The sequence below is a fragment of the Neopusillimonas maritima genome (assembly GCF_003576595.1).
Classification (GTDB): domain Bacteria; phylum Pseudomonadota; class Gammaproteobacteria; order Burkholderiales; family Burkholderiaceae_B; genus Neopusillimonas; species Neopusillimonas maritima.
Map to the genome: position 1 here is coordinate 79,002 of NZ_NQOU01000004.1, position 25,827 is coordinate 104,828.

Here is a 25,827-nt window from a genome sequence, read left to right on the forward strand (position 1 = left end):
AATACAGACGCCACAGTTAGATTAAAGGAACCGTTTCCATGGCTGGTGACAAAACCGTCGAAACGACAGGGCTTTTAGGATGGATCGATAAGCGTTTCCCGCTTACGAAACTCTTCAAAGAGCACATGTCGGAATACTATGCGCCCAAGAACTTCAATTTCTGGTATTTCTTTGGGTCCCTCGCGCTACTCGTGCTGGTTATACAAATTGTGACCGGCATTTTCCTGGTCATGAATTACAAACCCGATGCCGCGCTGGCTTTCAACTCGGTTGAGTTCATCATGCGTGAAGTGCCCTACGGCTGGCTCATCCGCTACATGCACTCCACCGGTGCCTCCATGTTTTTTGTGGTGGTTTATCTGCACATGCTGCGCGGCCTTTTCTACGGCTCCTATCGCAAGCCCCGGGAACTCGTCTGGATCTTCGGCGTTGCCATTTTCCTGTGCCTCATGGCTGAAGCCTTCATGGGCTACCTGTTGCCCTGGGGGCAAATGTCTTACTGGGGCGCCCAGGTTATCGTGAATCTGTTCTCGGCCATTCCGTTTATCGGCCCTGAACTGGCTATCTGGATCCGCGGCGACTACGTGGTTTCCGACGCCACCCTGAACCGCTTCTTCGCTTTCCACGTAATTGCGGTACCTCTGGTACTGATCGGCCTGGTCGTTGCACACATCATCGCGTTGCATGAAGTGGGCTCGAACAACCCGGACGGCGTCGAAATCAAGGAAGGGCCTAAAGACAGCAAAGGTCGCCCGCTCGACGGCATCCCGTTCCACCCGTACTACTCCGTCCATGACATTATGGGCGTTGCCGGGTTCCTCATTGTGTTCGCCTTTATCGTATTTTTCGCACCGGAAATGGGCGGGTATTTCCTGGAATACAACAATTTCATTCCAGCCGACCCCCTGAAAACGCCGGCGCACATTGCACCAGTTTGGTATTTCACGCCTTTCTATTCCATGCTGCGTGCCATTACCGATGACTTCACCTGGGTTTTGGCCGGCGCATCGGTATTGGGTGCCATCGCCTTGTTCCTGAAAGGCAACCTGCGCGGCATCTGGCGTATTGCCGTCCCCGTCATTCTGCTTTTGGTTGCGGTTCTACTTCGCACCATCGACGCGAAATTCTGGGGTGTGGTCGCCATGGGTGGCGCAGTGGTAATCCTGTTCTTCCTGCCCTGGCTGGATCACTCGCCGGTGCGCTCAATCCGCTATCGTCCCACATGGCATAAATACTTGTACGGTATTTTCATCGTCAACTTTCTGGTGTTGGGTTATCTGGGCACGCAAGCCCCCAGTCCGGTTTTCAATATCATGAGCCAGATCGGCACACTGATTTACCTGGGCTTTTTCCTGCTGATGCCTGTGTGGAGCCGTCTTGGCACGTTCAAGCCCGTGCCGGATCGCATTACGTTCAACGCTCACTAAGCCTACACTCACGGAAAGATTATGATTAAAAAGCTGCTTGGTGCCTTGGCTCTTACTCTTACCTGTTCCGTCGCCGTTGCTGCCGGAAGCTCGTATGAGCTCGACCATGCGCCCGATCGAATCAACAACATGGCCTCGTTGCAGAATGGGGCCAAACTCTTCGTCAATTATTGCTTGAATTGCCATAGTGCAAGCTCCATGCGGTACAACAAATTGAACGACATTGGGCTCACCGACGACGAAATCAAGAAAAACCTGCTCTTTACCAGCGACAAGGTGGGCGACCTTATGAACGTCGCCATGCGAAAATCCGACGGCACTGCCTGGTTTGGCGCCTACCCGCCCGACCTGTCGGTTATCGCCCGCGCAAAATCCACCAACCTGGGGCCGTCAGGTGTTGACTACGTTTACACCTTCCTGCGCACGTTCTACCGTGACACATCAAAACTATCCGGTTGGAATAATGCTGTATTTCCAAGTGTGGCAATGCCTAATGTATTATGGGAACGTCAAGGCCCCATCGAATACATCAAAACCGAGATCCACCAGGTGACGGAAGACGGCAAGACAAGTTGGGAACACAAAACAACCCGCTACGACGCCCAAGGCTTCTCTGAAACCGAATCGAAACCGGTTGAGAACTATCTGGGCGGAGAAGTGGTTGATCACATCTTCGAAGCACCCAGTGCCGTACAACAGGCTCAATACGACAACGACGTCGCCGACCTGGCTAACTTCCTGGGCTGGATGGCCGAACCCGACCAGCTTTTACGCAAGAAAATCGGGGTCTGGGTCCTCCTGTTCCTCGGTCTGTTCCTGGTCGTGGCCTGGCGTTTGAACGCAGCCTACTGGAAGCATGTGAAGTAAACACGGCAAACGCGGTTTGCCACCCGGCGCTTTAGCCGGCTTAATGGGAAAATAGGCGTAACTGAATTGGGTACGCCTATTTCCCTTTTCTGAGCAGTCTTTTTAAGCTCGTATTTTTTTAGAGGGGAATCCTCGCCATGATGGTGCTTTACTCCGGAACGACTTGTCCTTTTTCACAACGCTGCCGCTTCGTGCTGTTCGAAAAAGGCATGGACTTCGAAATCCGTGACATCGATCTCTACAACAAACCCGAAGATATTTCGGTCATGAATCCTTACGGCCAGGTGCCTATTCTGGTTGAACGCGATCTGGTTCTATACGAATCCAACATCATCAACGAATACATTGATGAACGCTTTCCGCACCCCCAGCTCATGCCGGCCGACCCGGTCATGCGCGCACGCACTCGTTTGTTCTTGTTCAATTTCGAAAAAGAATTGTTCATCCATGTTTCAACGCTGGAAAACCGTGCTCCCGCCGACGAAAAAGTCCTGGAGAATGCGCGTCAGAATATTCGCGAGCGGCTTTCGCAACTGGCACCCTTGCTCATCAAGAACAAGTTCATGCTGGGCGAAGAGTTTTCGATGCTCGACGTCGCCATCGCCCCATTATTATGGCGCCTCGATCATTACGGTATAGAATTACCCAAGAACGCCGCCCCGATCCAGAAATATGCTGAACGCATCTTTTCGCGACCTGCGTACATAGAAGCACTGACCCCGTCGGAAAAGGTTATGCGTCGTTAAAAAGTTATGCCTGAAACGTCGACCAAACCCTATTTAATCCGCGCACTACACGAATGGTGCACCGACAACGGCTATACGCCACAAATTGTCGTCTCAGTCGACGCCAATACAGTTGTGCCCAAAGCGCATATTCACGACGGTCAAATTACCTTGAACATCGGCACATTGGCCACCAATGCGCTGGTATTGGGTAACGAATATATTGAATTTCAGGCACGCTTCAGCGGGGTAACGGAACATATTTTTGTTCCGGTTTCTGCAGTTGCCGCCATTTATTCACGGGAAACCGGGGCCGGCATGGGGTTCGAAGTAGAACCTTCGGCCCCTTACCCCGGCAGCGTCGAGGAAACTGTTGACTCTACAGGTGAAACAAAAGCAACACCTGTCACTGATCACAAAGACGACGGTCCGGATGACGATCCTAAGCGGCCACGTTTAACCATCGTCAAGTAACACAACCAAAAACACAGAAACTGGAGACACAATGAGCAACAGCTTGCAGGAAGAGCTTCTTATTCGTCAAACCGTTGAACGTTGGGCCGTATGGCGCGATGCCGGCGACTGGGAACGCTTCGCCTCCGTCTGGCACCCAGACGGCGTCATGATGGCCACCTGGTTCCAGGGTCACTATAAAGACTTCATTCGCGTAACCCAGGAAGGCTGGAAAAAAGGCGTAAGTATTTTGCACTTTTTGGGTGGCTCGGCTGTCGACATCAACGGCGACCGCGCAATTTCGCAAACGAAAATGACGATTTCCCAGCGCGGCGATGTAGAAGGTGTATTGTGCGATGTGGTGTGTACAGGCCGCTTCTACGACTTCATGGTAAAGCATGAAGGGGAATGGAAGGTATTGCATCGCCAACCCATCTATGAAAAAGATCGCATCGACCCGCTGGATCCTGCTGCAGTTTTAAAGCTCGACCAAGACGCCCTGGCCAAGATGCCTGCCGGTTATCGCCATTTGGCTTATATCCAAACGCGCATTGGCTACAACGTGAAAATGGACATGCCCATGCTAACGGGGCCGGAGGTTGACGACCTGTATCGCCGAGGCCGTAATTGGCTGGCCGGCGGCGACGGCGAATTTCCTAAGTTCTAGCCAAGCAAGCGCTCAAAAAAAATAGTAGAATATCTGTCTTTAGCCGGCTTAGCTCAGTTGGTAGAGCAGCGCACTTGTAATGCGAAGGTCAACAGTTCGAATCCGTTAGCCGGCACCAAGTATTTATGCGGATTTCCGCAGCAAAATGGTCCTCAGAAATGAGGGCCATTTTTTTTATTGAAAAAAACACATCTTTGTAAGATTGCTTAATTAAGTGCCGAATTAACGACTATCCCAAATGCTCTTAATTACATCGCCATACTTTTTTACCTACATCCGCTAGAATGATTCGCATACAAGCCTCGCTTCTTTTAACAAGAGGTGAAAAACACCTGTTAAATTAGCCCACGCCAAATTGGACATCAAAAAGCATCATGAAAGATTTGAGCCTGCTGTTCGAACGGCACCCCGACCCGATGTGGGTCTATGATTTGGAAACGCTCCACTTCCTGGAAGTGAACCAAGCAGCTGTCCGGCGTTACGGCTACACGCGCGGCGAATTCCTGGCCATGACGATCAAAGACATTCGTCCAACAAAAGACGTCGAGGCATTAGAGCAGAATATTGCCCTCATCTCCGAAGGTATTGACTCTGCAGGCGTATGGACGCATCTGAATAAAGCCGGCGAACAACTGCTAGTGGACATTACTTCCGAAGTTCTTGAGTTCAGGGGCCGAAAGGCTGAACTGGTTTGTGCCCGAGACGTCACCGACCGTGTGCGGCTGCAATCGGAAGCCCGAACTACTGAAGAACGGTTCAAGCTTATCGCCCGGGCCACCCACGACGTCATTTGGGACTGGAACCTGGATACTGATCAGGTATGGTGGAACGAGAACATAGAAACCGTGTTTGGTCACAAGCTGGCTGAGCTGGAACCGGACTCTACATCGTGGTCAAACCGCATTCATCCCGACGACCTTAAGCGCGTGGTAAACAGTATTCATGTCGTACAAGAAGGAAAAGGCAGCACCTGGGTTTCGGAATACCGCTTCCTGAATGCCAACGGCAAAGTGCACCACGTGGTCGATCGCGGTTTCGTACTGCGAAACCAAAACGGTAAAGCCACTCGCATGCTGGGCAGCATGATGGATATTACTGAACAGCGCGAACTGACCCAACTACTCGCACAAGCCCAAAAAATGGATGCCATTGGTCAACTAACCGGCGGCGTTGCTCATGATTTCAACAATCTGCTTACGGTCATACTGGGTAATACCGAGTTGATACACGAGTTAGTAGAAGACAACGAGGAGTTAAGTGGCTTGGCGGCCATGACAGTCAGTGCCGCCAAACGGGGCGCGGAATTGACGCAACGTTTGCTGGCCTTTGCTCGACGCCAGGCGCTTGAGCCCAAACTGCTGAATTTAAACCAGTTAGTCAGCGAAATGGAAAACCTATTTCGCCGCACCCTGAGCGAAACCATAGACCTTAGGTTCATCCTGACAGACGAACTATGGGCTTGCGAAGCAGACCCGCATCAACTGGAATCTGCATTATTGAATCTAATTATTAACGCCCGTGACGCCATGCCGCAAGGTGGCAGGCTCACGGTTGAAACCGACAACGTGTCACTGGAAGAGAAGAGCCGCGCTGCCGCATTCGACTTACCGACAGGCAAGTACGTTGTTTTGTCCGTATCAGACACCGGCCATGGCATCAGTGCCGATGTTCTAAACCAAGTTTTTGAGCCTTTTTTCACCACAAAACCACCCGGTAAAGGCACTGGACTTGGGTTGTCTATGGTGTATGGCTTCCTGAAGCAATCCGGCGGCCAAGCTAAGATTTATTCTGAGCCTGGCGAAGGAACGACGGTAAAGCTGTATTTTCCACGCTCGCAAACCCGCGAAACACCCCGCGTCTTTGAGCAACACCACACTGTCGCACCCAGAGGCACTGAAACCATCCTAGTGGTGGAGGATGATGAGCTGGTTCGCACGCATGTAGTGAGCTTACTGACCGGCTTGGGTTACCGGGTGATTGAAACCACGAACGGTCCCGATGCGCTGATCAAACTCCAGCAACATCCGGAAATAGCGTTGTTGTTCACCGACATCATTATGCCCGGCGGTCTCAATGGACGGCAGTTGGCCGATACCGCCCTTGCCCGCTACCCAAGGTTGCGCGTCCTATATACCTCGGGATACACGGAAAACGCGATTGTGCATCATGGACGGCTTGATCCAGGCATTGCATTGCTAGGCAAGCCTTATACGCGCCAAGCACTTGCCCACAAGCTCAGAGCCGTCCTTGAACATGCGCAATGAGATTAATCCGCCCCGCTACGATTATCTTGATCCAGATAAAATACCATCTAGACCCAGCTTGCCCGCGCCGGAAAACGATAACGACACGGCCATTGCTAACAAAGCTAGCGCAAATTCATAACCATTGTTCGACATAAACAAACCGTTTCCAAGGTGAACGCTCAAAATAGCAACCACCATCGTTACTGCCAAAATCACCGATGCCGGCCTTACCAGCAGTCCAATTATCAGCGCCAACCCACCAAAGAACTCAGCACTTCCCGCAAGCAACGCCATTGCGTAACCCGGCGACAAACCTAAAGAGTCCATAAATTGCCCGGTGCCTGTTAGGCCGTACCCACCGAACCAGCCAAATAGCTTTTGTGCACCATGTGCGAAAAAAATAACACCGGCTACCACGCGCAACACAAGTGGCGCCCAACGCTGTTCGGTTTGCAAAAGCCGCCGGCTAAACGTGTTTTGAATATCTGAAGTGACTGACATACTGGCCTCGTAAATGTAGAAAATGACTTAAATGTCACGTTGAGGCTCACTATACTGATTCATTAATAATATATAAACTGTGGTTTTTGAAATAGATTGTTTAATAAAAAGAGACAATGGATAAATTCCAGGAAATGCGTGTTTTTGTTCACGTAACCGAAGCGGGAAGTTTTGTGGCTGCGGCAAACCAACTTGGTTTCTCAAAAGCCGCCGTATCGCGCTATGTCTCCGCAATGGAACATCGTTTGGGCGTCAGACTTATTCATCGCACAACCCGACGACTTTCATTAACTCAAGAAGGTGAAATTTTCCTGGCACGCTGTCGTGAAATTTTGTCTCGGATTGAAGAGTCGGAAGCGGAAATTGTCACGCAAAGCGATGTCGCTATTGGACTATTAAAAGTCAGTATCCCGGTGAGTTTTGGAATAAAACACTTGACTCCTTTATGGGGTGAGTTCATAGCCACCCATCCTAACGTCACACTGGACATCCAACTCACTGATCGCGTTACCGACATTGTGGAAGAGGGATTCGATTTGGCTGTGCGAATTGCGCGTTTACCTGACTCCTCACTAGTTTCGCGCAAACTGGCCAGCACAACATTAATTTTGTGTGCATCGCCCGCCTATCTTGCAAAACATGGTGAACCACAGCAGCCTGCCGATCTCTCCCAGCATCAGACCTTAAGCTACAGTCTGTTTACAACCGGAGACCAATGGTCATTTACCGGCCCGGATGGCCCCGCCGTAGTGAGGGTACAGCCTCGTCTCTGGTCGAACAACGGGGACACCTGCGCTGCTGCCGCAATTGCGGGAAACGGCATCGTTCTGCAACCTTCTTTTTTAGTGGCAGAAGCTCTAGGCAAAGGGGAGCTGGTTCCCCTATTACCTGAATATCAGTGCCCAACACTTGATATATATGCGGTTTACCCGACACGTCGTTTCTTGCTTCCAAAAGTGCGTGCACTCATAGATTTTTTATCGAACAAACTTAAAAACCAACCATGGATAAACCCTGCCTGGGGTACGAAACCAATTATGTAGATTAGTCACGCGAAAACGGGCGCCCCTGGAAGTCAACCGTGACCAAATTACCGTTTAGCTCTCCCATACCCGGCGCATTCGTTGGCATACCGGGGGCCGCCACTCCCTTCATCGCCGGGTTGGCCAGCAGTTTACGTACCACATTAGCCGGCACGTGCCCTTCAACCACCTGGCCCGTTTCGTCCATAACCGCCGTGTGGCATGAACCCAGTTTTACCGGTACGCCCAGCTTTTCCTTCACGGAAAGCATATCGCGCGTTTTTATTTGCTTCACCTCGAAACCGGACTCCCTCATGTGTTTTGCCCAACCCGTGCAGCAACCACAGTTGGGATCTTGATAAACGGTAAGAGACGCATCATTCGCATGCGCCATTGAAGCAACAAGAAGAGTGGCAAGAAAAGCCAGTCGGTTTTTCATAAGAATCCTTTTTAACAATAAAAAGCCAAAATGAATAACTGCACAATCACGGTGCGAACACGCACCTTAATGCAATAGATGCCCGAAAATGGTGCAATTCGCTCACAAAATCAGACCCATAACTAAACAGCTTGCACCAAACAAACCCAACGACAACAGATCGTGCACAGCATTCGACCATGCCCATTATTGTGAGTTCACTTCTCGCCAAACTTTGGCACAGAACTTGCTAGGAAAACAATATAAGAAATTCAAACGCACCTGCGCCGCACTGCGCAATCACAATGAAAAAACGCGATAGTCGTATCCATTATGCAAAACTGGCTTGCTCGCCTGGAACTTGAATTTAAATCGGGTTATGCCGATAAGACGGTACTGAGCCATAAGAGGCACGAAGGCCCTTTAATGGTGCAAAAAGCGCTGTATCCCGAAAACAGGCATACCTGTCATGCGTCGATCCTGCATCCTCCTTCCGGCATTGCAGGCGGGGATCATTTAACCATCGACATTCAGGTTCATGCACACGCACATGCCGTTATCAACACCCCCGGCGCAACGCGTTGGTACAAGGCAAACGGCAAAACTTCAGCACAACACGTCACACTCAAAGTTCAAGAGAATGCCAAACTTGACTGGCTTCCTCAGGAGAACATCATCTTCGAAGACGCTGACGCGACAACACAGACAACCATCGCACTGCAAAGCGGTGCTCGTATGATCGGATGGGAGATTGTTCAGCTAGGCAGTGTGTGTGCCAATGAACATTGGCAGCGCGGCCAACTAACCATGGACTTGCGCCTGACGCTTGACGACCGCTTACTGTGGATTGATACGGGCCATTTATACGCGCGGCACCCTTTACGCTTCTGCCAAAGCGGTATGGACGACTTTCCGGTTACCGCAACGTTATGGGCTTTCGGCCCAAAGTTAGCTGACCTCACCTGCGAAGAAATCAGTCTGTCGTTGCCATGGCACGACTCACTTCGCGCCGGCTTTACCCAAATTCCAAGACCCAATAACCAGGCACTTTCCCTTGTTCGTGTGCTGGGCAAACACGCGCAAGAAGTTCGCGCATTACTCGTCGAATTATGGTCGCAATTGCGCCCCCTGATCCTGAACGTGCCGGCAACGCCTGTTCGTTTATGGGCCACTTAATAAATCCAACCGGAGCAGACAATGGAACTGACCCCCCGTGAAAAAGACAAGCTACTTATCTTTACTGCCGCATTACTGGCGGAACGACGAAAGGCACGCAAACTTAAGCTGAACTACCCGGAAGCCATGGCTTTAATTTCAGCAAGCCTGATGGAAGGCGCTCGAGACGGCCGTACCGTAAGCGACCTGATGCACTACGGCACCACACTTCTAACACGCGACGATGTGATGGAAGGCATTCCTGAAATGCTGACTGAAGTGCAGGTTGAAGCCACGTTTCCTGACGGCACCAAACTGATTACGGTGCACAACCCCATTGTGTAAGCACGCCAAGGAGTTCGCATGCAACAAGCAAACCAGACTTCAATCAACAAGCCCCGCACGACGAAGCGGCATTTCATCTTCGCAACAGTTTCAATCTTTGCGCCCGTCTGGGTGCTCGCACACCCAGGCCATGCGAACGATCTGACGCACAATGCGTTTTACATGGGGTTGATTCACCCTTTCACGGGTACCGACCATTTACTGGCCATGGTAACGGTTGGCTTATGGGTAGCGCTTACCATGGGAAGCCGCCTGCAACAGGCAAGCACCTTAATGGCCTTCGTGGCAGCCATGTTTATCGGTAGTGTGCTTAGCATGCAAGGAACGCACCTGCCAGCCGTGGAACCTTTAATTCTGCTTTCATTGCTGGTCTTCGGTTTGCTGGCTGCAACAGCCGTTCGCTTGCCCAATTGGATCGCGTTTGGCATAACCGCTTTCTTTGCCCTGTTTCATGGCTTTGCACACGGCCACGAAATGCCCGCCCAAGCGCAAGCGATGGGATACATCGGTGGCTTTCTAATTGGCACATTAGCCCTTCTGCTTACCGGCACCTATGCGGGCCAAACATTGCGCCCGCACGCCAGTTGGGCCATCCGTACCGGAGGCGCATTGGTCGCCGCATACGGCGTGACGCTATTAGGTTTAGCCTAACGAGGAGATACAACATGATCCCCGGAGAAACTCTTGCGGCCGAAGACGATATTCCGATCAACATTGACCGTGAAACTTGCCAGGTCGATGTCATCAACACCGGCGACAGACCGATACAGGTCGGATCGCACTTTCATTTCGCCGAAACGAACGCCGCTTTGCAGTTCGACCGCAAAGCAGCCTATGGTTTTCGTTTGAATATCGCAGCCGGTACCGCCGTGCGCTTCGAACCCGGTCAACGACGCACTGTGAAGCTGGTAGCCTTGGCCGGATCCCGGCACGTCTATGGCTTCAACAACCAGGTAATGGGAGCGCTGTAATGCCCACGATAAATAGACAGGCCTACACAGAAATGTTCGGCCCGACAACGCGCAATGGAAAGGGTGACCGCGTTCGTTTGGCCGATACCACACTGCTTGCGGAAGTCGAGCACGACTTCACCGTATTCGGCGAAGAGGTAAAATTCGGCGGTGGCAAAGTCATTCGCGACGGCATGGGACAAAGTCAGCGTATCAGCGCCGATTGTGCTGACACGGTTATTACCAACGCACTAATCATTGATGCCGTCACCGGTATTGTTAAAGCCGACATCGGCCTTAAAAACGGCCATATTCATGCCATTGGCAAAGCCGGCAACCCGGACATTCAACCGGGTGTGACAATCGTGATTGGCCCAGGCACCGAGATCATTGCCGGGGAAGGCATGATTGCCACCGCCGGTGGTATCGATGCGCACATTCATTTCATTTGCCCACAGCAAATTGAAGAAGCGCTGGCCAGTGGTGTTACCACAATGATTGGCGGCGGCACCGGCCCGGCCACCGGCACATTGGCTACCACCTGTACGCCCGGCCCCTGGCATATCCGTGCCATGCTGGCAGCTGCCGATGCCTTCCCGATGAACCTGGGTTTCCTGGGCAAAGGAAACAGCAGCCAGCCTGAACCACTCATCGAGCAAATAAAGGGTGGAGCGATGGGGCTGAAACTGCATGAAGACTGGGGCACGACGCCGGCAGCCATTTCAAACTGCCTGGATGTCGCCGAAGCAATGGATGTTCAGGTTGCCATTCATAGCGACACCCTGAATGAGGCCGGGTTCGTTGAAGACACCTTCCGCGCTTTCAAAGGCCGTACCATTCACGCTTACCATACCGAAGGCGCAGGTGGTGGCCATGCACCCGACATTATTCGCGCGGCAGGCATGCCCAATATTTTGCCGTCATCAACCAACCCCACCATGCCATTCACGGTAAACACCATAGACGAGCATCTCGACATGCTTATGGTGTGCCATCATCTTGATCCATCGATTGCGGAAGACATTGCGTTTGCAGAAAGCCGCATCCGGCGCGAAACCATCGCGGCGGAAGATGTCTTGCACGACCTGGGCGCGTTCTCGATTATGAGTTCGGACTCGCAGGCCATGGGGCGCGTAGGCGAAGTCATCTGCCGCACTTGGCAAACGGCCGACAAGATGAAAATCCAGCGCGGTGCACTACAAGGCGATACGTCGTATGCCGATAACAACCGAATTAAACGCTATGTCGCCAAATACACAATTAACCCGGCAATTGCGCAAGGCATCTCGCACAAAGTGGGTTCGCTTGAGCCGGGAAAGCTCGCCGATATTGTGTTGTGGCGCCCAGCCTTCTTTGGCGTGAAGCCCAGTTTGATACTGAAAGGCGGCATGATTGCCGGCGCTTATATGGGAGACCCTGGCGCATCCATCTCAACCCCGCAACCCGTTCATTTTCGCCCCATGTTCGGCAGCTTCGGACACGCGTTGAAAACCTCGCTGACCTTTGTTTCGCAAAGCGCTTTGGTTAGTCCTGAGCTAAAGGACCTGGGCCTGAACAAACCACTGGAGGCGGTATCCGGCTGCCGCACCATTGGCAAGCAAGACATGATTCTGAATAACTGGATGCCCGACATTACAGTGGATCCCCAAACGTATCAGGTGATGGCCGATGGTGAATGGCTAACCTGCGAGCCGGCCAAAACCTTGCCGATGGCGCAACGTTATTTCTTGTTCTGACCGCATGCTAAACGAATCGTTGCTCAATACACCACGACCACATGCCTTAGGGCCACACAGGAAACACACACCATGTATATTTTCGATCGAATACTACTTCGCGACACCCTACCGGAAAAACCGCCCGCCAACGCGTTAACGTTAACTTTGCCACTGCAATTGCGACGACGTAGCCGCCAGAAAGCCACACTTGAAAACGGCACCGATATTGGCATTGTCCTTCCACAAGGCACCCTACTCAACGACGGTGACTTGCTCAGCAACAAGCAAGGCCAATACATTCTGATCAAAGCCGCACAGGAACACGTACTGCGCGTTTGCGCGAACACAAGCTTGAACCTCATGCGCGCCGCCTACCATCTAGGCAACCGGCATGTAGCGTTGGAAATACAGGCAGACCACCTGAAACTGGAATACGACCCGGTCCTGGAAACCATGCTCAGTCGAATCCCTGGGGTTTCCACCAAACAAGTGCAGGCACCCTTTTCCCCTGAAACCGGTGCCTATGGTGGAGGCCATAAGCACGGGCATGATGAAACGTTCGACGAAGATTATGCGCTGGCACAAGCAGCCTATCATGCGCACGGAGATGATCACGCGCACGAAAACCCTGCCAACCATCACCACCATCATGACACCTCCACCTGAACAGTTGGCCGCACTATTGCAACTTACTTCACCTTCACTGCCTATTGGTGGATACAGCTATTCGCAAGGTCTTGAGTCGGCAATAGAACTGGGTTTGGTTCACGATGAAAGCACAGCCGGCCAGTGGATTGCCGATCAACTTGAGCAAGTACTGGGCTATGGTGAAGCGCCGCTGTGGATGGGCTTATACAACGCATTCCAAAACGACGACGAAAGCACTATTCAGCAACTAAACGACTGGTTTATGGCGTCACGCGAAACCCAGGAGATGCGACAGGAAACACAGCAAATGGGGTGGTCTTTGTTGCAAGTGGCCGAATCGCTGCAATGGTGTTCGCCACAGCGCATAAATTTAATGAGGTCACTCGACCCCGCCTGTCTTCCCTGCGTGCACGCCGGGCTTATCGAAGCGAAAGGAATCAGCGCGCAAGCGGGCCTGACCGCTTACCTTTTTTCCTGGCTTGAAAACCAGATCATGGCGGCCATGAAAAGCGTGCCGCTGGGGCAGATGAGTGGGCAACGACTTATTCAACAGTTACGGGAAACGTTGGCCCAGGTCTGCGAACAGGCTCACAACCAAGCCGCACAAACGCCGCTGCGCCTGTATAACTTTGCCCCGCAATTCGCCATTGTGGCCGCTCGTCACGAAACCCAATATTCGCGCTTATTTCGCTCATAGCAACAACACGCGCGGCGCACATTTCTTAGATCACCCTGCTAGCGAGGAACACCAGAATGAATGCACCCGAACACGCAAACCCAACAGGAAAACGCAGCAAACCTCTGCCCCCCTTACGCATCGGTGTAGGCGGGCCGGTTGGCTCGGGCAAAACCACTTTACTTGAAATGCTGTGTAAAAAAATGTCCGCCCGTTACGACATCGTGGCGATTACAAACGATATCTACACCAAGGAAGACCAGCGCCTGCTTACGCTTTCCGGCGCCTTGCCGGCCGAGCGCATCATGGGGGTTGAAACCGGCGGTTGCCCCCACACCGCGATTCGTGAAGATGCTTCCATTAACCTGGAAGCCATCGACCGCATGCTGCATCAGTTTCCCGATTCCGATATTGTATTCATCGAGTCGGGCGGCGATAACCTGGCGGCCACTTTCAGCCCGGAACTGTCCGACCTCACCTTATACGTTATTGATGTTTCGGCCGGTGAAAAAATCCCCCGTAAAGGCGGCCCGGGCATTACCAAATCGGATCTGTTGATTATTAACAAAACAGACTTGGCCCCATTGGTGGGCGCCTCGTTGGAAGTAATGGAACAAGACACCCAACGCATGCGTGGCAACCGACCCTTTGTAATGGGCAGTGTGGGAAAAGGGAAGGGAATCGAAGAAATTATTCAATTCATTGAATCCGAAGGTTTGCTAAGCGCGACAACCTGATCGTCGACAATTTAACCAACCGTTACTTTTTACTTTGACGCGGGTCAACAATTTGACCCGCGTTTTCAGACAAAATTAAGAATCCATAATTAAAGTCACGTAAACTGGCCCAAGTAGGGGTGGCCTATACAGCGCACCCCCATTCCTGTCGACAACCAGTCAACTCACTATTCAAAGGAGTCAGCGATGGAAAACATTTCAGCAGGTAAATGCCCGGTTATGCACGGCAGCCTGACCTCAGCCGAGAAATCCAATATGGACTGGTGGCCCAAAGCACTGAACCTGGATATTCTGCACCAGCATGATGCCAAAACCAATCCGCTGGGTCCGAACTTCAACTACCGTGAAGAACTGAAAAAACTCGATTTCGACGCCCTGAAAAAAGACGTAACCGCCCTGATGACCGACAGCCAGGATTGGTGGCCGGCCGACTGGGGCCATTATGGCGGCCTGATGATTCGCCTTTCCTGGCACGCGGCGGGCACTTATCGCGTGGCAGACGGCCGTGGGGGCGGCGGCACGGGCAATCAACGCTTCGCTCCCCTAAGCTCCTGGCCTGATAACGCCAGCCTCGACAAAGCGCGCCGCTTGCTCTGGCCTATCAAGAAGAAGTACGGCAATAAAATCAGCTGGGCCGACCTCATCATTTTGGCCGGCAATATTGCATATGAATCGATGGGCCTGAAAACATTCGGCTTCGCATTTGGGCGCGAAGACATTTGGCACCCCGAAAAAGACATTTACTGGGGCTCGGAAAAAGAATGGCTGGCGCCCAGCGGCAGCGAAGGCAGCCGCTACTCCGGCGAGCGCGACCTGGAAAATCCGTTGGCTGCCGTCATGATGGGGCTTATTTATGTCAACCCCGAAGGCGTTGACGGCAACCCCGACCCCCTGAAAACGGCACACGATGTGCGTGTTACGTTCGAGCGTATGGCCATGAACGACGAGGAAACGGTCGCCCTGACAGCAGGGGGCCATACAGTGGGCAAATGCCACGGCAATGGCGACGCGGCCAAGTTAGGTCCCGCTCCTGAAGCTGCCGATCTCGAAGACCAAGGCATGGGTTGGACTAACCATAACCCTCGAGGAATTGGACGCGACGCCATTACCAGCGGCCTGGAAGGCGCCTGGACGACCCATCCAACGAAATGGGACAACGGTTACTTTCATATGCTGTTGAACCACGAGTGGGAGTCAAAGAAAAGTCCTGCGGGCGCGTGGCAATGGGAGCCGGTGAATATCAAGGAAGAGGATATGCCGGTGGATGTGGAAGACCCTTCCATTCGTAAAATGCCCATTATGACCGACGCCGACATGGCGTTGAAAATGGACCCGGAGTTCCGCAAAATCTCGGAGCGGTTCTATAAAGACCCTGAATACTTTAACGATGTATTTGCTCGCGCCTGGTTCAAACTGATTCACCGCGATATGGGGCCAAAGTCGCGCTATATCGGCCCGGACGTTCCTCAGGAAGACTTGATCTGGCAAGACCCCATTCCAGAAGGTCGCACCGATTACAACATTGATGCGGTCAAAGAAGCCATTAAGAACTGCGGCCTGAGCCAAAGTGAAATGATCGCCACAGCTTGGGATAGCGCCCGCACTTTCCGCGGCTCCGACTTCCGGGGCGGTGCCAACGGTGCCCGTATTCGTTTGGCCCCCCAAAAAGACTGGGAAGGGAACGAACCGGCACGCCTGGCCAAAGCCTTGACGGCTTACGAAAAGATTGCAGCGGATACGGGCGCCAGCGTCGCCGACGTCATCGTACTGGCCGGCAATATGGGGGTTGAGCAAGCGGCTAAAGCGGCGGGGTTCAACATAACCGTTCCGTTTACACCGGGTCGCGGCGATGCAACTCAGGAAATGACCGACGTGGAATCTTTTGAGCCCCTGGAACCCGTCGCCGATGGTTTCCGTAACTGGCTCAAGAAAGACTACGCTGTCAAACCCGAGGAAATGTTGCTTGATCGTGCACAGCTTATGGGCCTGACCGCCTGCGAAATGACGGCACTTGTGGGCGGCATGCGTGCGCTGGGGACCAACCACGGTGGCACCAAGCACGGCGTATTCACTGATCGTGAAGGCGCGTTAACCAACGACTTCTTCGTTAACTTGACGGACATGGCCTACAGCTGGAAACCCAAAGGCGCCAACCTGTATGAGGTATGTGACCGAAAAACAGGTGAAGCAAAGTGGACCGCCACCCGCATTGATTTGGTGTTCGGATCAAACTCAATATTGCGCGCCTATGCAGAAGTCTATGCCCAGGACGACAGCAAAGAGAAGTTCGTGAAAGACTTTATCGCCACATGGACCAAAGTCATGAACGCCGATCGCTTCGATGCATAACGCCGGGGCCATTCATCCGCCTGGATGGATAGGGGCCCTTATGCTGTCGCTGTCAGCGGCATAAGCCGGCCTCGTTAAACAATCAGCCCTTTCCGCCTTTGGCCGAAAGGGCTGATTAACTTCACCGTGCACAATATTCAACGATCAACCTTGGGTTCCACAAAAACCTGACCCGACGAATTAACGCGGATAATCATGGCGAACGGTTGCAAAACATCGTCACCCTCTTGTGCCGAGGCGACCTGCCCGCTAAGCTCAAAGCGTAATGTAATGACTTCCCGCTTTTCTTCTTCAACCGTAATCTTCGGATTCAACAGCCTTTTTTCATAACGGACAACTTGACGAATAATCGACTCCGACAACGACTCGGTTGTGCCCAACGCAAATGAGCCGGCAATATTGCTCATGTCGGGCATGCCGTAATTTGGATCGATGGGAACAGAGCCGGCACGCGTATTCAGCAACTTGCGCAAATGGCCCACAATAGAGTCACGCAATTGGCGATCAACCGAACGCCCGGCCACAAGCAGCGGCTCCTCAAGTGCCGAAAGTCGTTCCAAAAGGCTTATCTTATACATGAAGCTATCCTTGCACCTTGCTTATCCTTGACACCCGCAAGCGGGATCATGCAATATTAGTGACTCTTCGGCGCACCGTCCACTATATTCATGGCTACAAGCTTCAACCGGTTCTACGCAACTGAGCTCGCACGCTTGCGAGCCAATTCTTTGGAGTTCGCACAAACGAACCCGGCTGTCGCCCCCATGTTGGGCGCAGTCACAACCGACCCCGACGTCGAGCGCCTACTGGAGGGGGTCGCCTTCCTGAATGGCCTTACGCTGCAAAAGCTCGACGATGAATTCCCTGAAATCGTCCAGGAGCTGGCCAGCGTTCTGGTACCGCAGTTTCTGCGCCCCCTGCCGGCAGCGTCACTCATTTCATTCACACCGAAAACACAACTCTCGGAGCCGGCGGTTATCCCAATCGGAACCGAAATCGGCGCGGCACCAATCGACGGCATTTCATGCAAGTTTCGTACCACCGCCGATATTCATGCCCATCCCATCACGCTCGAAACCGTTCTATCAGACCAGCTTTCCGATGGCAATCAGGTACTTTGGCTGCAGTTCAAAACATCTGAGGAATCAGACGGCATGCTCTTGCCGCCCCGGCTGCGTCTGTTCCTGGCACAAGAACACTCGTCTGCAACAAACCTGTTCATGTTGCTCGGCACGCAACTTAAATCAATTCGCCTGCTTGATGCACACGGCCAAAGTGTGGTGCTTTCACCAAAAGTACATTTCCCGGCGTTCGATGAGCCTCTGTTGCCCTATCCAGATAACGCTTTCCCCGCATTCGGTTGGCTACAGGAATTATTGTTTTTCCCCCAAAAGTTTTTGTTCTTTGAAATCGCCGACATTTCAAAAGGTCGCGGCACCTTGCAAGGAGACAAATTCCGAATCGAATTTGTCTTTCATAAATCACCTGTTCCCTTGCCCAACCTGGCGGCACGCGACTTTGCCTTGAACGTTGCCCCGGTTGTAAACCTGTTCGAGCATGAAGCCGAACCGATCAACCTGAATCATGAAACATCAGAGTATCTTGTCTTGCCCAGTGGCGCGCATAAACGGCAATTCCAGATCTACTCTATTGATACCGTCACCGGATATGTGCAGGGCAATGCGCGCAACAAAGATTACGTGCCCTTTTCTCTCTTAACGCACGATAAAGACCGCAGCCAGGCCAGCTATCGCACATCCATGCGGCCCTCGCTGGTGGGTGAAACCATCGACACCTATTTGTCCGTCGTTTACGACCAGAACGACAACCCTGAAAATGAAACGCTGTCGGTCAGCCTAACCTGCACAAACCGGTATCTGCCGGAATCACTCAAACTGGGCGATATTTCAAAACCAACCAGCACCTCGCCCGAACGCTTTACCTTTCGCAACATCACACCGGTGACCGCCTCCATCGACCCGCCCAGCGGAGAAAAGCTGCTGTGGGATGTCATCAGTCACACCACGCTAAATTTACTTTCTTTGTCCGGCGTCGAGAACTTAAAAGGTATTTTGCGACTCTATAACTCTACCTGCACCCATGATCGGGCGACACGCAGTGCCAACGACCGCCAAATTGATGGTTTGGCCGAGCTGCAAGTCACACGTGAAACCCGTCTGGTACGAGGCGCCATGATGCAAGGCCAGCACGTTGTACTGACTTGCGAGGAGAAAAACTGGGCAAGCACAGGGGCGTTGTACTTATGGGGCAGTGTGCTCGACCGATTCCTGTCATGCTATGCAGGCATCAACTCTTACACACGATTCGAAATTCGAGATAAAAATACGGGAACGGAGTTTAAATGGCCGATCAGGATGGGACAAAAGCCCTTGCTATAAAGGGTCGTTTACTGCAGCAAAGTGAACGATTCTCGTTTTTTCAGGCCTACCGCTTATTACGCCTTACCGCCTTGCAGGAAGGCCGGCCGGAAGCCGATGTCAAAATACGCCCCAGCCTTTCATTACACTTTCCAGGCACAGACCTTAACGACATCAGGGAAACCGCACCCGGAACTTACCGCTTAACGGCAAATTTTCTGGGTTTGTACGGCGTGACGTCGCCTTTACCCAATTTTTACTCCGAGCAACTTCTCGACGAGCACCACGAAGGTCGACACAGCAATCGTGACTTCCTCGACATTATCAGCCAAACCATTTACCCGCTGTTTTTCCGGGCCTGGCTCAAATCGCGCGCCCACGTTCGCATCAAAGAATTCAACGATCACCGGCTGCTTGAAATATTCCATACCTTCGTAGGTATTAACGAGCCCTTGCGCTTCCTTAACAAGCCGGGTTTCAGTCATTTACTGCGGTTTGCAGGGCTATTCAGCCAGTATCCGCGCTCGGCGATGGGTTTGCGCACCATTATCGCGGCACTCTATCCAAAATCAAACGTAGAGGTCGTTCAGCAAGACGAGATGTGGCAGGCCATTCCAGCCGACCAACGCTTACAACTGGGCTCACAGGCATGTACCCTGGGCCACGACAGCCATGTGGGCGCGATTGTACGCAGCCGCAGCAACAACCTAACCATACGTATCCATGACATCGACCAAACCACTTTTCTGGGGTTACTCCCGGGCCAGGAAGAATTCAACAAGCTGGCCTTCATTATCCGTTATTATTTACTCGATCCGCTGAATGTACGTCTTGACCTTCAATTACGCCGCGGTGCAGTTCAACCCATTCAGTTGGGTGCACCGAACAAGAATTGGGCGGCATTGGGCCACGACACCTGGCTGGTCGATACACAATCGCCCCATGAAGCACACGCACAAGTCGTGTTGTAACTCCCTGCGCCCCGCACTAAAGGATCTTCCCCATGGCTAGCAACGCAGAAAAAGAGCTACTGTTCACATTCGAACTCAGCCGTAAAGACCTTCCCACATTCGACGTTGTTCGTTTCACCGGCAATGAGTCGGTATCCGCCCTCTTTGAGTTCGATATTGTTTTGGTGTCGACTGAAGGTAACGTGGACCTGGACAACGTACTGAACGCCACGGCCACGCTGCATATCTGGGCTCGCGACCACGCCAGTTCAACGCCGTACCATGGCATGATTGCGCGGTTTGAACAGGAGGGTCAGGTCGACGACTACTATTTTTATCGCGCCACGCTGGTACCCCGCTTATGGAATCTGGGTCTCACGTTTCTGAATGACGTTTATTTGAACGAAAACCGGATACCGGACATTATCCGTTCAATCCTGGATCGCAACGGCCTGAAAGGGCCGGATATCAAACTGACGCTTAAAAATGAGAGCGATTACAGGCAGCGCAGCTTCATCTGCCAATATCAGGAAACAGACTTCAATTTCATTTCACGCTGGATGGAGCACGAAGGGATCTATTATTTTTTCGACCACGACGACAATGCCTCTGTAGGTGAGGTACTAAACATGGTCGACTACAAAGAGGCCCAACCTGAGAAAACCATTTCTTTGCGTTATACACCGCCAGAGAACGTACAAACCGACCGGCAAGACACCTGCGTTACCGCATTCACCTGTCGCAAAACCCACATCCCCGGCAAAGTGCTGGTTCAGGATTTCAACTTTCGCAAAGCCAGCCTGGGCGACAACCTGAAATCGGAACAAGCCGTGTCCGGCGGAAAGAACGGCCACTACATGTATTACGGCGACAACCTCCGAACCGAGCCCGACGCTGAACGACTGGCTAAAATCCGGTCTGAAGAGCTGGCTTGCAAAGGCACCACATACCACGGTAGCGCCCCCGCGGCTGGGGTGCGCAGCGGTTACTTCCTTGAGGTCACACACCATTACCGCGACAGTTACAACGGCAAATACTGGGTCACCTCGGTTCAACATCAAGGGTCTCAAACGGGCGTTATTCTGGCCGGCCAAAACACCGCTTACAACGACAATGAGCAAGGCGCCTTATACGAATGTCAATTCACGGCACTTGAAGCGTCACAACAGTTTCGACCGGAGCGCACCACGCCGAAGCCGGTTATTGCAGGCATTCTTAACGCCGTGATTGATGCCGAGGGTGAAGGCGATCACGCCGAACTGAATGAATACGGTCAATACAAGGTGCAATTGCTTTACGACTACTCATCCAAATCGGCCAACAAAGGGTCTTCGTGGCTGCGCATGGCCACGCCGTATGCCGGCAAGAATAACGGCATGCACTTCCCATTACTGAAAGGCACCGAGGTACTTATCAGCTTTGTGGGCGGCGACCCCGACCAGCCCATTATTGTGGGGGCCGTCCCGAACTCAGAAAACCCCAATGTGGTACGCGACGCCAATGCGGCGTGCAACGGTGTACGCACATCCCGGGGAAATGTACTGAACATGGTCGACAAGCCGGGTAGCGAGGTGGTTTCTCTTTTCTCACCTGCGAAAGGTTCATGCGTCTATATCGGTACATTCCCACTCATCGGGGCCGATGTCTCCCTGGGCACCCCCAACCCGGCTGACGTCTTGAAAAACATAAGCTGAAGCAAACCCATTAATTTCAGAACCTCACAACCAACAGGACTCAAACATGACAGGAATTGCGAACGTTAGTGAAGGTCAGTCGTTAAGCTGGTTTGGCGCCGGCAAAACCGAACTGATCACCGCGTCCGACCTGGAAGTGATTTACGGCGTGAGAACCGAGGTTACGGTTGGCGTAAAGAATGATTTTGCATTGGCGCTGCAATCAGAAACGTTCATCGGCTCCAAATTCGAGGCTAAACTGGCGGCGGAATTCGAGCTCACCAAAACCGCCACGGTTGAAAGCGCCAAAGAAGGTGAGTTCTATTACATGGACTCATACATTGGCACAGTGGGCGCCAGTGTGGAACAAGTAGCGTATGCGAAAACACTTCGCACTGCGACGTTCACCCTGCTGACAATTCAAACACTGGCCATGCTTGCCGCCGTCACGTATGCCACGGCTCATAAAATCATTACCCCGCACGAAGAAGAAGTTAAAGTACCCGAGCTCGATATCGCATTGGGTCAACTCACATCAATTGCGTCCATTGCCGCCACCATTGCACCGCTTCTTCTGTTGAAGTATGCCAAATGGCGCAAATTGGGGGAAAACGACTCACCCGCCGGGGTGCTTACCATGGACGCCATTGGCGGGGTCTTTTTGGGTACGCGCAAGATGGCGCCCATCAGCCCGACATCCGGCGTATTTATCAGCGAAAACAGCGTTCAGCTTAGCTCATCCGACACCGACCTGGGCTACAGCAAACCGAACGGCGGCACGTCGATTCTTGGCTTTACGCGAAACGCGGGCGATGCCGGCGTAGGTGGATCGCGGCTGGAAGTGTCTGCTGATGGCGTGACCCGCATCTATGGTTCAGGCATTCAAGCCGACCTGCTCACAAATGCAGGCTTCTCGTCTCATACGGTTAATGCACAGCAACATTTCCTGAACGTCACCACAGCCAACTCCACCACGGCCGCAGGCCCCGCGTTGAACCTGATCGACACCGGCGTCCAGGCCAAGTTCAATGACGAAAACAGTCTGTCTGTTGGAGATGGCACCATCAGTGCCCTGGCTGGGGGGCCGACCGGCTCAGTAATGCGCTTGACAGCAGACGAAAGCAGCATTGGCACGGGCGGCAACAATATCACCATCAACGCTACGGGCGTCGTTTTAAGCTTCGGTGACTCGAAAGTGCGTATCGATGCAACCGGTTTCGCCCTTGGCGATGCCGTTACCGTTTTGAACCCCGGCCCACCTGGCTTAACTTTTAGCGGCATTCAAAAGGCAGTAACTGACGTCGGCGCACTAAAAACCCAAATGGAAGCCAGAAAACTCACGGACACCGCCCTAGACGACAAATTCAAAGTGGTTAAAAACACCACCAGCCGTTTGAACCGCATCCTCATGACAACACGCAACCGAGTCGACGCCATTACCGAGCAATTGAATGCCGAATAAAATGCCCATGCATGAAACCCTGCCCGGACTCAAAATAATCAAGCCGGGCCGCACCGAGCTGGTTCATCGTGTTTATAGTCCGGTGCCCGATCAATACGCCATGTCGTTCGGCGTACTGGTACCCTTCATTCTTAACGCGCCGGGCGCAGAACAAGAGATCGAATTCTCATCTCTTTGGGAACATGCCGCAAAGGTATTGCAGAAAGACGAAACGCTTGATGAAGGCTGGCCCAAACCAAAAGCCGAGTTTCTTGCCGCCGGCTGCTGTTACCCCCCGGCCGACACCACGCAACAGCCGGTCTCGGCCCGCATTTCAATTGGAGCCCTGAATAAAAGACTGGCCGTATTTGGCCCCCGCCAACTCAGCGCCACCGGCGGCATATCAGCCCCCGCCCCCTTCGATCACATGCCCATTACCCTGGCCAATGCATTTGGCGGTGAAGGTTACGACGCCAACCCAAGCGGCAAAGGTTATAGCAGCAAGGGGGGCATCACCGAGTTGCCCAATATTGAATTACCCGACCACCTCATGCTGTCGGCTAACGACAAACCGCCGCCCGCGGGATTCGGCCCGCTACCCAGTGCTTACCCCCAACGTGCGCGCCACCTAGGCAAACAAGACGAGCACTGGCGTAACACACGCTGGCCTCATCTTCCTATCGACACCGATGCGCGCTACTTTATGGCCGCATCACAAGACCAGCATCTCGACGGTTTTTGGGCGGGGGGTGAAACAATCGAAATACAAAACATGCACCCGGAGCATGGCGTATTGCAGGGTCGATTGCCCCGCAGTCGGCCACGTTTCTTCGTACACCAGTCCGACCCGGATGGCAGTGCACAGTTCCGCGAACTGAAAGTGCATGTCGACACGGTTTGGCTATTGCCTGAAGAGCGACTGGGGGTTTTAACGTTTCGTGCCAGTATCGCGGTGTCCGACCCAGATGGGCGCGATATCAACGCGTTTTATGCAGAGTTTGAAGACCCCGGCGAACTCCCTTTGCCGGTCGACCTGTATTTGAACAACTGCCTGAAAGGGATGGCACCCGAAGTATTCAAAGACGTCCCCGACGTCACTTCCCCGGAATTCAAGGCTTCGCTTGAGTCAACCTCCAGCGAGGATTTGCTGCAAAAAGTCCGCGAACAACGCGATTACTTTCAAAGCTCTTTAAAGAAGGCAGGTATTCGCGAAGATCAATTACTGGAGATGCTGGAAGCGAATCCGCAAACCCGCCAGTTCGCTCAGGCCATGACACAGCGCAGTAAATCTCTTACAGGCTTTTTTAACGAAATAGAAGGGTTGATAAAGGTCATCCAGGAAGAGGAAGGCACGGAGCCCGAGACCGCGACCGAGAAAGCCGACCCCCAACCTGCCTTGAAAGAAGCCTTAACACCCTATCCCAAGCCTGCAGCCCACGCCCCTACAACTCCGCCGCAAGGCAATGAAACGGCTCCACTGCACGACGCCGCGGCTGCCGCTCGCAACCGGCAACTCGTCGTCAGCGCACAGGCCAATGGATACCCTTGTCTCAATCTCGACCTGACACACGCCAACCTGGCCGGCCTGGATTTAAGCGGCATGGATTTCTCCGGCTCGGTGCTGGCGGGCGCAAATCTGGCGGGCGCAAAGTTACAAGGCGCGTGTTTAAACGGCGTGTTTGCAACCGGCACCCGCTTCGATGCAGCCGATTTGTCCGGCTGCCAACTGGTGAAAGCCAGCCTCGGGAAAAGCAGTTTCGTCGGCAGCACGTTGCGCGGCGCAAATCTTGACGGCAGCGACTGCACTGAAGCGAATTTTTCGGGCGCCGATCTTTCCAGCACCAGCCTGCAGGCCGCCACGCTATCCCATGCGTGGTTGCAAGGGATTCGGGCCGAACGGCTGATTGCGACGGGAGCCCAACTGGACCAAGCCAACCTCGACAATGCCCAGTTGCCTGCTGCACTGCTTGAGGGTGCAAATCTTTCCGGCGCATCGGTTCAACGCGTTAATCTGCAGGGTGCGATTGCGCGCAAAGCCAATTTTTCCCAAGCTAACCTGGCCGGCGCCAATCTGGCGCAGACTGACCTAAGTGGCAGTCAGGCAAGCCCGGGAACCTCATTTCAAAAAGCGATACTCGACCAGGCCACTCTTGAAGCGGCTGCATGGGCAGGCGCCAACCTGAATGAAGCATCTATGCTGAATATCAAAGCGAGCAAAATGGATTTGTCCGATTGCATCGTCACCCATGCCAGGCTTGCAAGATCAGACCTGCGTTCCGCGTGCTTCGATCGCTCCGACCTGGAGCAGGCCGACCTTAGCGCATCGAACCTGATGCAGGCCTCGTTTATTCACGCAAACCTGCAAGCAGTGAATCTAGACAATAGCAATCTGTACAACGCCACCTTTGTCGACACAAAAATCGCCGGCGCCCGCTTCAATAACGCCAATCTCGACAACACCGTGTTAGCGACCCCATAACC

The 25,827-nt window shown here is 53.0% G+C and carries 24 protein-coding genes and 1 tRNA gene; 22 read left to right on the plus strand and 3 right to left on the minus strand.

Features of this window, described 5'->3' with window-relative positions; all coding sequences use genetic code 11:
* Positions 1–38: 38 nt before the first annotated feature.
* From CJO09_RS10780 to CJO09_RS10810, 7 genes are all read left to right on the plus strand, one after another.
* A complete protein-coding gene (locus CJO09_RS10780; RefSeq protein WP_119442346.1) occupies positions 39–1,427 on the plus strand; it encodes a cytochrome b in 1,389 nt (462 codons plus the stop codon).
* A gap of 21 nt (positions 1,428–1,448) precedes the next feature.
* On the plus strand, positions 1,449–2,294 hold the full coding sequence (locus CJO09_RS10785) for a cytochrome c1 (protein ID WP_114420420.1): 846 nt from the start codon (positions 1,449–1,451) through the stop codon (positions 2,292–2,294).
* Positions 2,295–2,431: 137 nt separating this feature from the next.
* Positions 2,432–3,040 (plus strand): glutathione S-transferase N-terminal domain-containing protein, encoded by a 609-nt coding sequence (locus tag CJO09_RS10790; protein ID WP_114420419.1) that lies wholly within the window; start codon positions 2,432–2,434, stop codon positions 3,038–3,040.
* A 6-nt stretch (positions 3,041–3,046) separates the two neighbouring features.
* Positions 3,047–3,493 carry a ClpXP protease specificity-enhancing factor gene (locus CJO09_RS10795; protein WP_119442347.1) on the plus strand — a complete coding sequence of 149 codons (447 nt, stop codon included), beginning with the start codon at positions 3,047–3,049 and terminating at the stop codon, positions 3,491–3,493.
* Positions 3,494–3,524: 31 nt separating this feature from the next.
* Positions 3,525–4,139: a nuclear transport factor 2 family protein gene (locus tag CJO09_RS10800; RefSeq protein ID WP_119442348.1), complete on the plus strand. Its 615-nt coding sequence runs from the start codon at positions 3,525–3,527 to the stop codon at positions 4,137–4,139.
* A gap of 42 nt (positions 4,140–4,181) precedes the next feature.
* Positions 4,182–4,257: transfer RNA gene (locus CJO09_RS10805), tRNA-Thr, on the plus strand.
* A 256-nt stretch (positions 4,258–4,513) separates the two neighbouring features.
* The gene (locus CJO09_RS10810; RefSeq protein ID WP_119442349.1) at positions 4,514–6,403 is read left to right on the plus strand and encodes a hybrid sensor histidine kinase/response regulator; all 1,890 of its coding nucleotides are present in this window, start codon (positions 4,514–4,516) and stop codon (positions 6,401–6,403) included.
* Positions 6,404–6,424: 21 nt separating this feature from the next.
* Here CJO09_RS10810 and CJO09_RS10815 read toward each other — a convergent pair whose 3' ends face one another.
* Complete coding sequence (locus CJO09_RS10815) at positions 6,425–6,841, minus strand: DoxX family protein (RefSeq protein WP_218961061.1); 417 nt, start codon at positions 6,839–6,841, stop codon at positions 6,425–6,427.
* A 161-nt stretch (positions 6,842–7,002) separates the two neighbouring features.
* On the opposite strand from CJO09_RS10815, the gene CJO09_RS10820 reads away from it, so the two are divergent.
* Positions 7,003–7,929, plus strand: a complete 927-nt coding sequence (locus CJO09_RS10820; protein ID WP_119442351.1) for a LysR family transcriptional regulator — start codon at positions 7,003–7,005, stop codon at positions 7,927–7,929.
* A 1-nt stretch (position 7,930) separates the two neighbouring features.
* Here CJO09_RS10820 and CJO09_RS10825 read toward each other — a convergent pair whose 3' ends face one another.
* Positions 7,931–8,347 carry a DUF411 domain-containing protein gene (locus CJO09_RS10825; RefSeq protein WP_119442352.1) on the minus strand — a complete coding sequence of 139 codons (417 nt, stop codon included), beginning with the start codon at positions 8,345–8,347 and terminating at the stop codon, positions 7,931–7,933.
* Positions 8,348–8,659: 312 nt separating this feature from the next.
* On the opposite strand from CJO09_RS10825, the gene CJO09_RS10830 reads away from it, so the two are divergent.
* From CJO09_RS10830 to katG, 9 genes are all read left to right on the plus strand, one after another.
* Entirely contained in the window at positions 8,660–9,502 is an 843-nt protein-coding gene (locus CJO09_RS10830) for an urease accessory protein UreD (RefSeq protein WP_119442353.1), read from the plus strand.
* A gap of 21 nt (positions 9,503–9,523) precedes the next feature.
* Positions 9,524–9,826: an urease subunit gamma gene (locus tag CJO09_RS10835; RefSeq protein ID WP_119442354.1), complete on the plus strand. Its 303-nt coding sequence runs from the start codon at positions 9,524–9,526 to the stop codon at positions 9,824–9,826.
* A gap of 18 nt (positions 9,827–9,844) precedes the next feature.
* Positions 9,845–10,477 carry a HupE/UreJ family protein gene (locus CJO09_RS10840; RefSeq protein ID WP_119442355.1) on the plus strand — a complete coding sequence of 211 codons (633 nt, stop codon included), beginning with the start codon at positions 9,845–9,847 and terminating at the stop codon, positions 10,475–10,477.
* Positions 10,478–10,491: 14 nt separating this feature from the next.
* Positions 10,492–10,797, plus strand: a complete 306-nt coding sequence (locus CJO09_RS10845) for an urease subunit beta (RefSeq protein WP_119442356.1) — start codon at positions 10,492–10,494, stop codon at positions 10,795–10,797.
* A complete protein-coding gene (gene ureC, locus CJO09_RS10850; RefSeq protein WP_119442357.1) occupies positions 10,797–12,512 on the plus strand; it encodes an urease subunit alpha in 1,716 nt (571 codons plus the stop codon). The genes CJO09_RS10845 and ureC overlap by 1 nt, the downstream gene beginning before the upstream one ends.
* 72 nt (positions 12,513–12,584) lie before the next feature.
* Entirely contained in the window at positions 12,585–13,160 is a 576-nt protein-coding gene (gene ureE / locus CJO09_RS10855; RefSeq protein WP_119442358.1) for an urease accessory protein UreE, read from the plus strand.
* Positions 13,090–13,839 (plus strand): urease accessory protein UreF, encoded by a 750-nt coding sequence (locus CJO09_RS10860; protein ID WP_245961309.1) that lies wholly within the window; start codon positions 13,090–13,092, stop codon positions 13,837–13,839. Before ureE ends, CJO09_RS10860 begins: the two co-directional genes overlap by 71 nt.
* A gap of 56 nt (positions 13,840–13,895) precedes the next feature.
* Positions 13,896–14,555 carry an urease accessory protein UreG gene (gene ureG / locus CJO09_RS10865; protein ID WP_119442359.1) on the plus strand — a complete coding sequence of 220 codons (660 nt, stop codon included), beginning with the start codon at positions 13,896–13,898 and terminating at the stop codon, positions 14,553–14,555.
* A gap of 186 nt (positions 14,556–14,741) precedes the next feature.
* Positions 14,742–16,904 carry a catalase/peroxidase HPI gene (gene katG / locus CJO09_RS10870; protein WP_119442360.1) on the plus strand — a complete coding sequence of 721 codons (2,163 nt, stop codon included), beginning with the start codon at positions 14,742–14,744 and terminating at the stop codon, positions 16,902–16,904.
* 137 nt (positions 16,905–17,041) lie between these two features.
* Here the strand turns inward: katG and tssE are convergent, their stop codons facing one another.
* On the minus strand, positions 17,042–17,482 hold the full coding sequence (gene tssE / locus CJO09_RS10875) for a type VI secretion system baseplate subunit TssE (protein WP_119442361.1): 441 nt from the start codon (positions 17,480–17,482) through the stop codon (positions 17,042–17,044).
* A 90-nt stretch (positions 17,483–17,572) separates the two neighbouring features.
* Here tssE and tssF point away from each other — a divergent pair, with 90 nt between their 5' ends.
* Genes tssF through CJO09_RS10900 form a run of 5 tightly spaced genes read left to right on the plus strand, consistent with a single transcriptional unit; the run spans position 17,573 to position 25,825 of the window.
* A complete protein-coding gene (tssF, locus tag CJO09_RS10880) occupies positions 17,573–19,303 on the plus strand; it encodes a type VI secretion system baseplate subunit TssF (protein ID WP_119442362.1) in 1,731 nt (576 codons plus the stop codon).
* A complete protein-coding gene (gene tssG / locus CJO09_RS10885; protein WP_119442363.1) occupies positions 19,267–20,253 on the plus strand; it encodes a type VI secretion system baseplate subunit TssG in 987 nt (328 codons plus the stop codon). The genes tssF and tssG overlap by 37 nt, the downstream gene beginning before the upstream one ends.
* A 32-nt stretch (positions 20,254–20,285) precedes the next feature.
* On the plus strand, positions 20,286–21,926 hold the full coding sequence (locus tag CJO09_RS10890; RefSeq protein WP_119442364.1) for a type VI secretion system Vgr family protein: 1,641 nt from the start codon (positions 20,286–20,288) through the stop codon (positions 21,924–21,926).
* A gap of 46 nt (positions 21,927–21,972) precedes the next feature.
* Positions 21,973–23,367, plus strand: a complete 1,395-nt coding sequence (locus tag CJO09_RS10895) for a hypothetical protein (RefSeq protein WP_119442365.1) — start codon at positions 21,973–21,975, stop codon at positions 23,365–23,367.
* Complete coding sequence (locus CJO09_RS10900) at positions 23,357–25,825, plus strand: DUF2169 family type VI secretion system accessory protein (protein ID WP_119442366.1); 2,469 nt, start codon at positions 23,357–23,359, stop codon at positions 25,823–25,825. The genes CJO09_RS10895 and CJO09_RS10900 overlap by 11 nt, the downstream gene beginning before the upstream one ends.
* Positions 25,826–25,827: the final 2 nt, after the last annotated feature.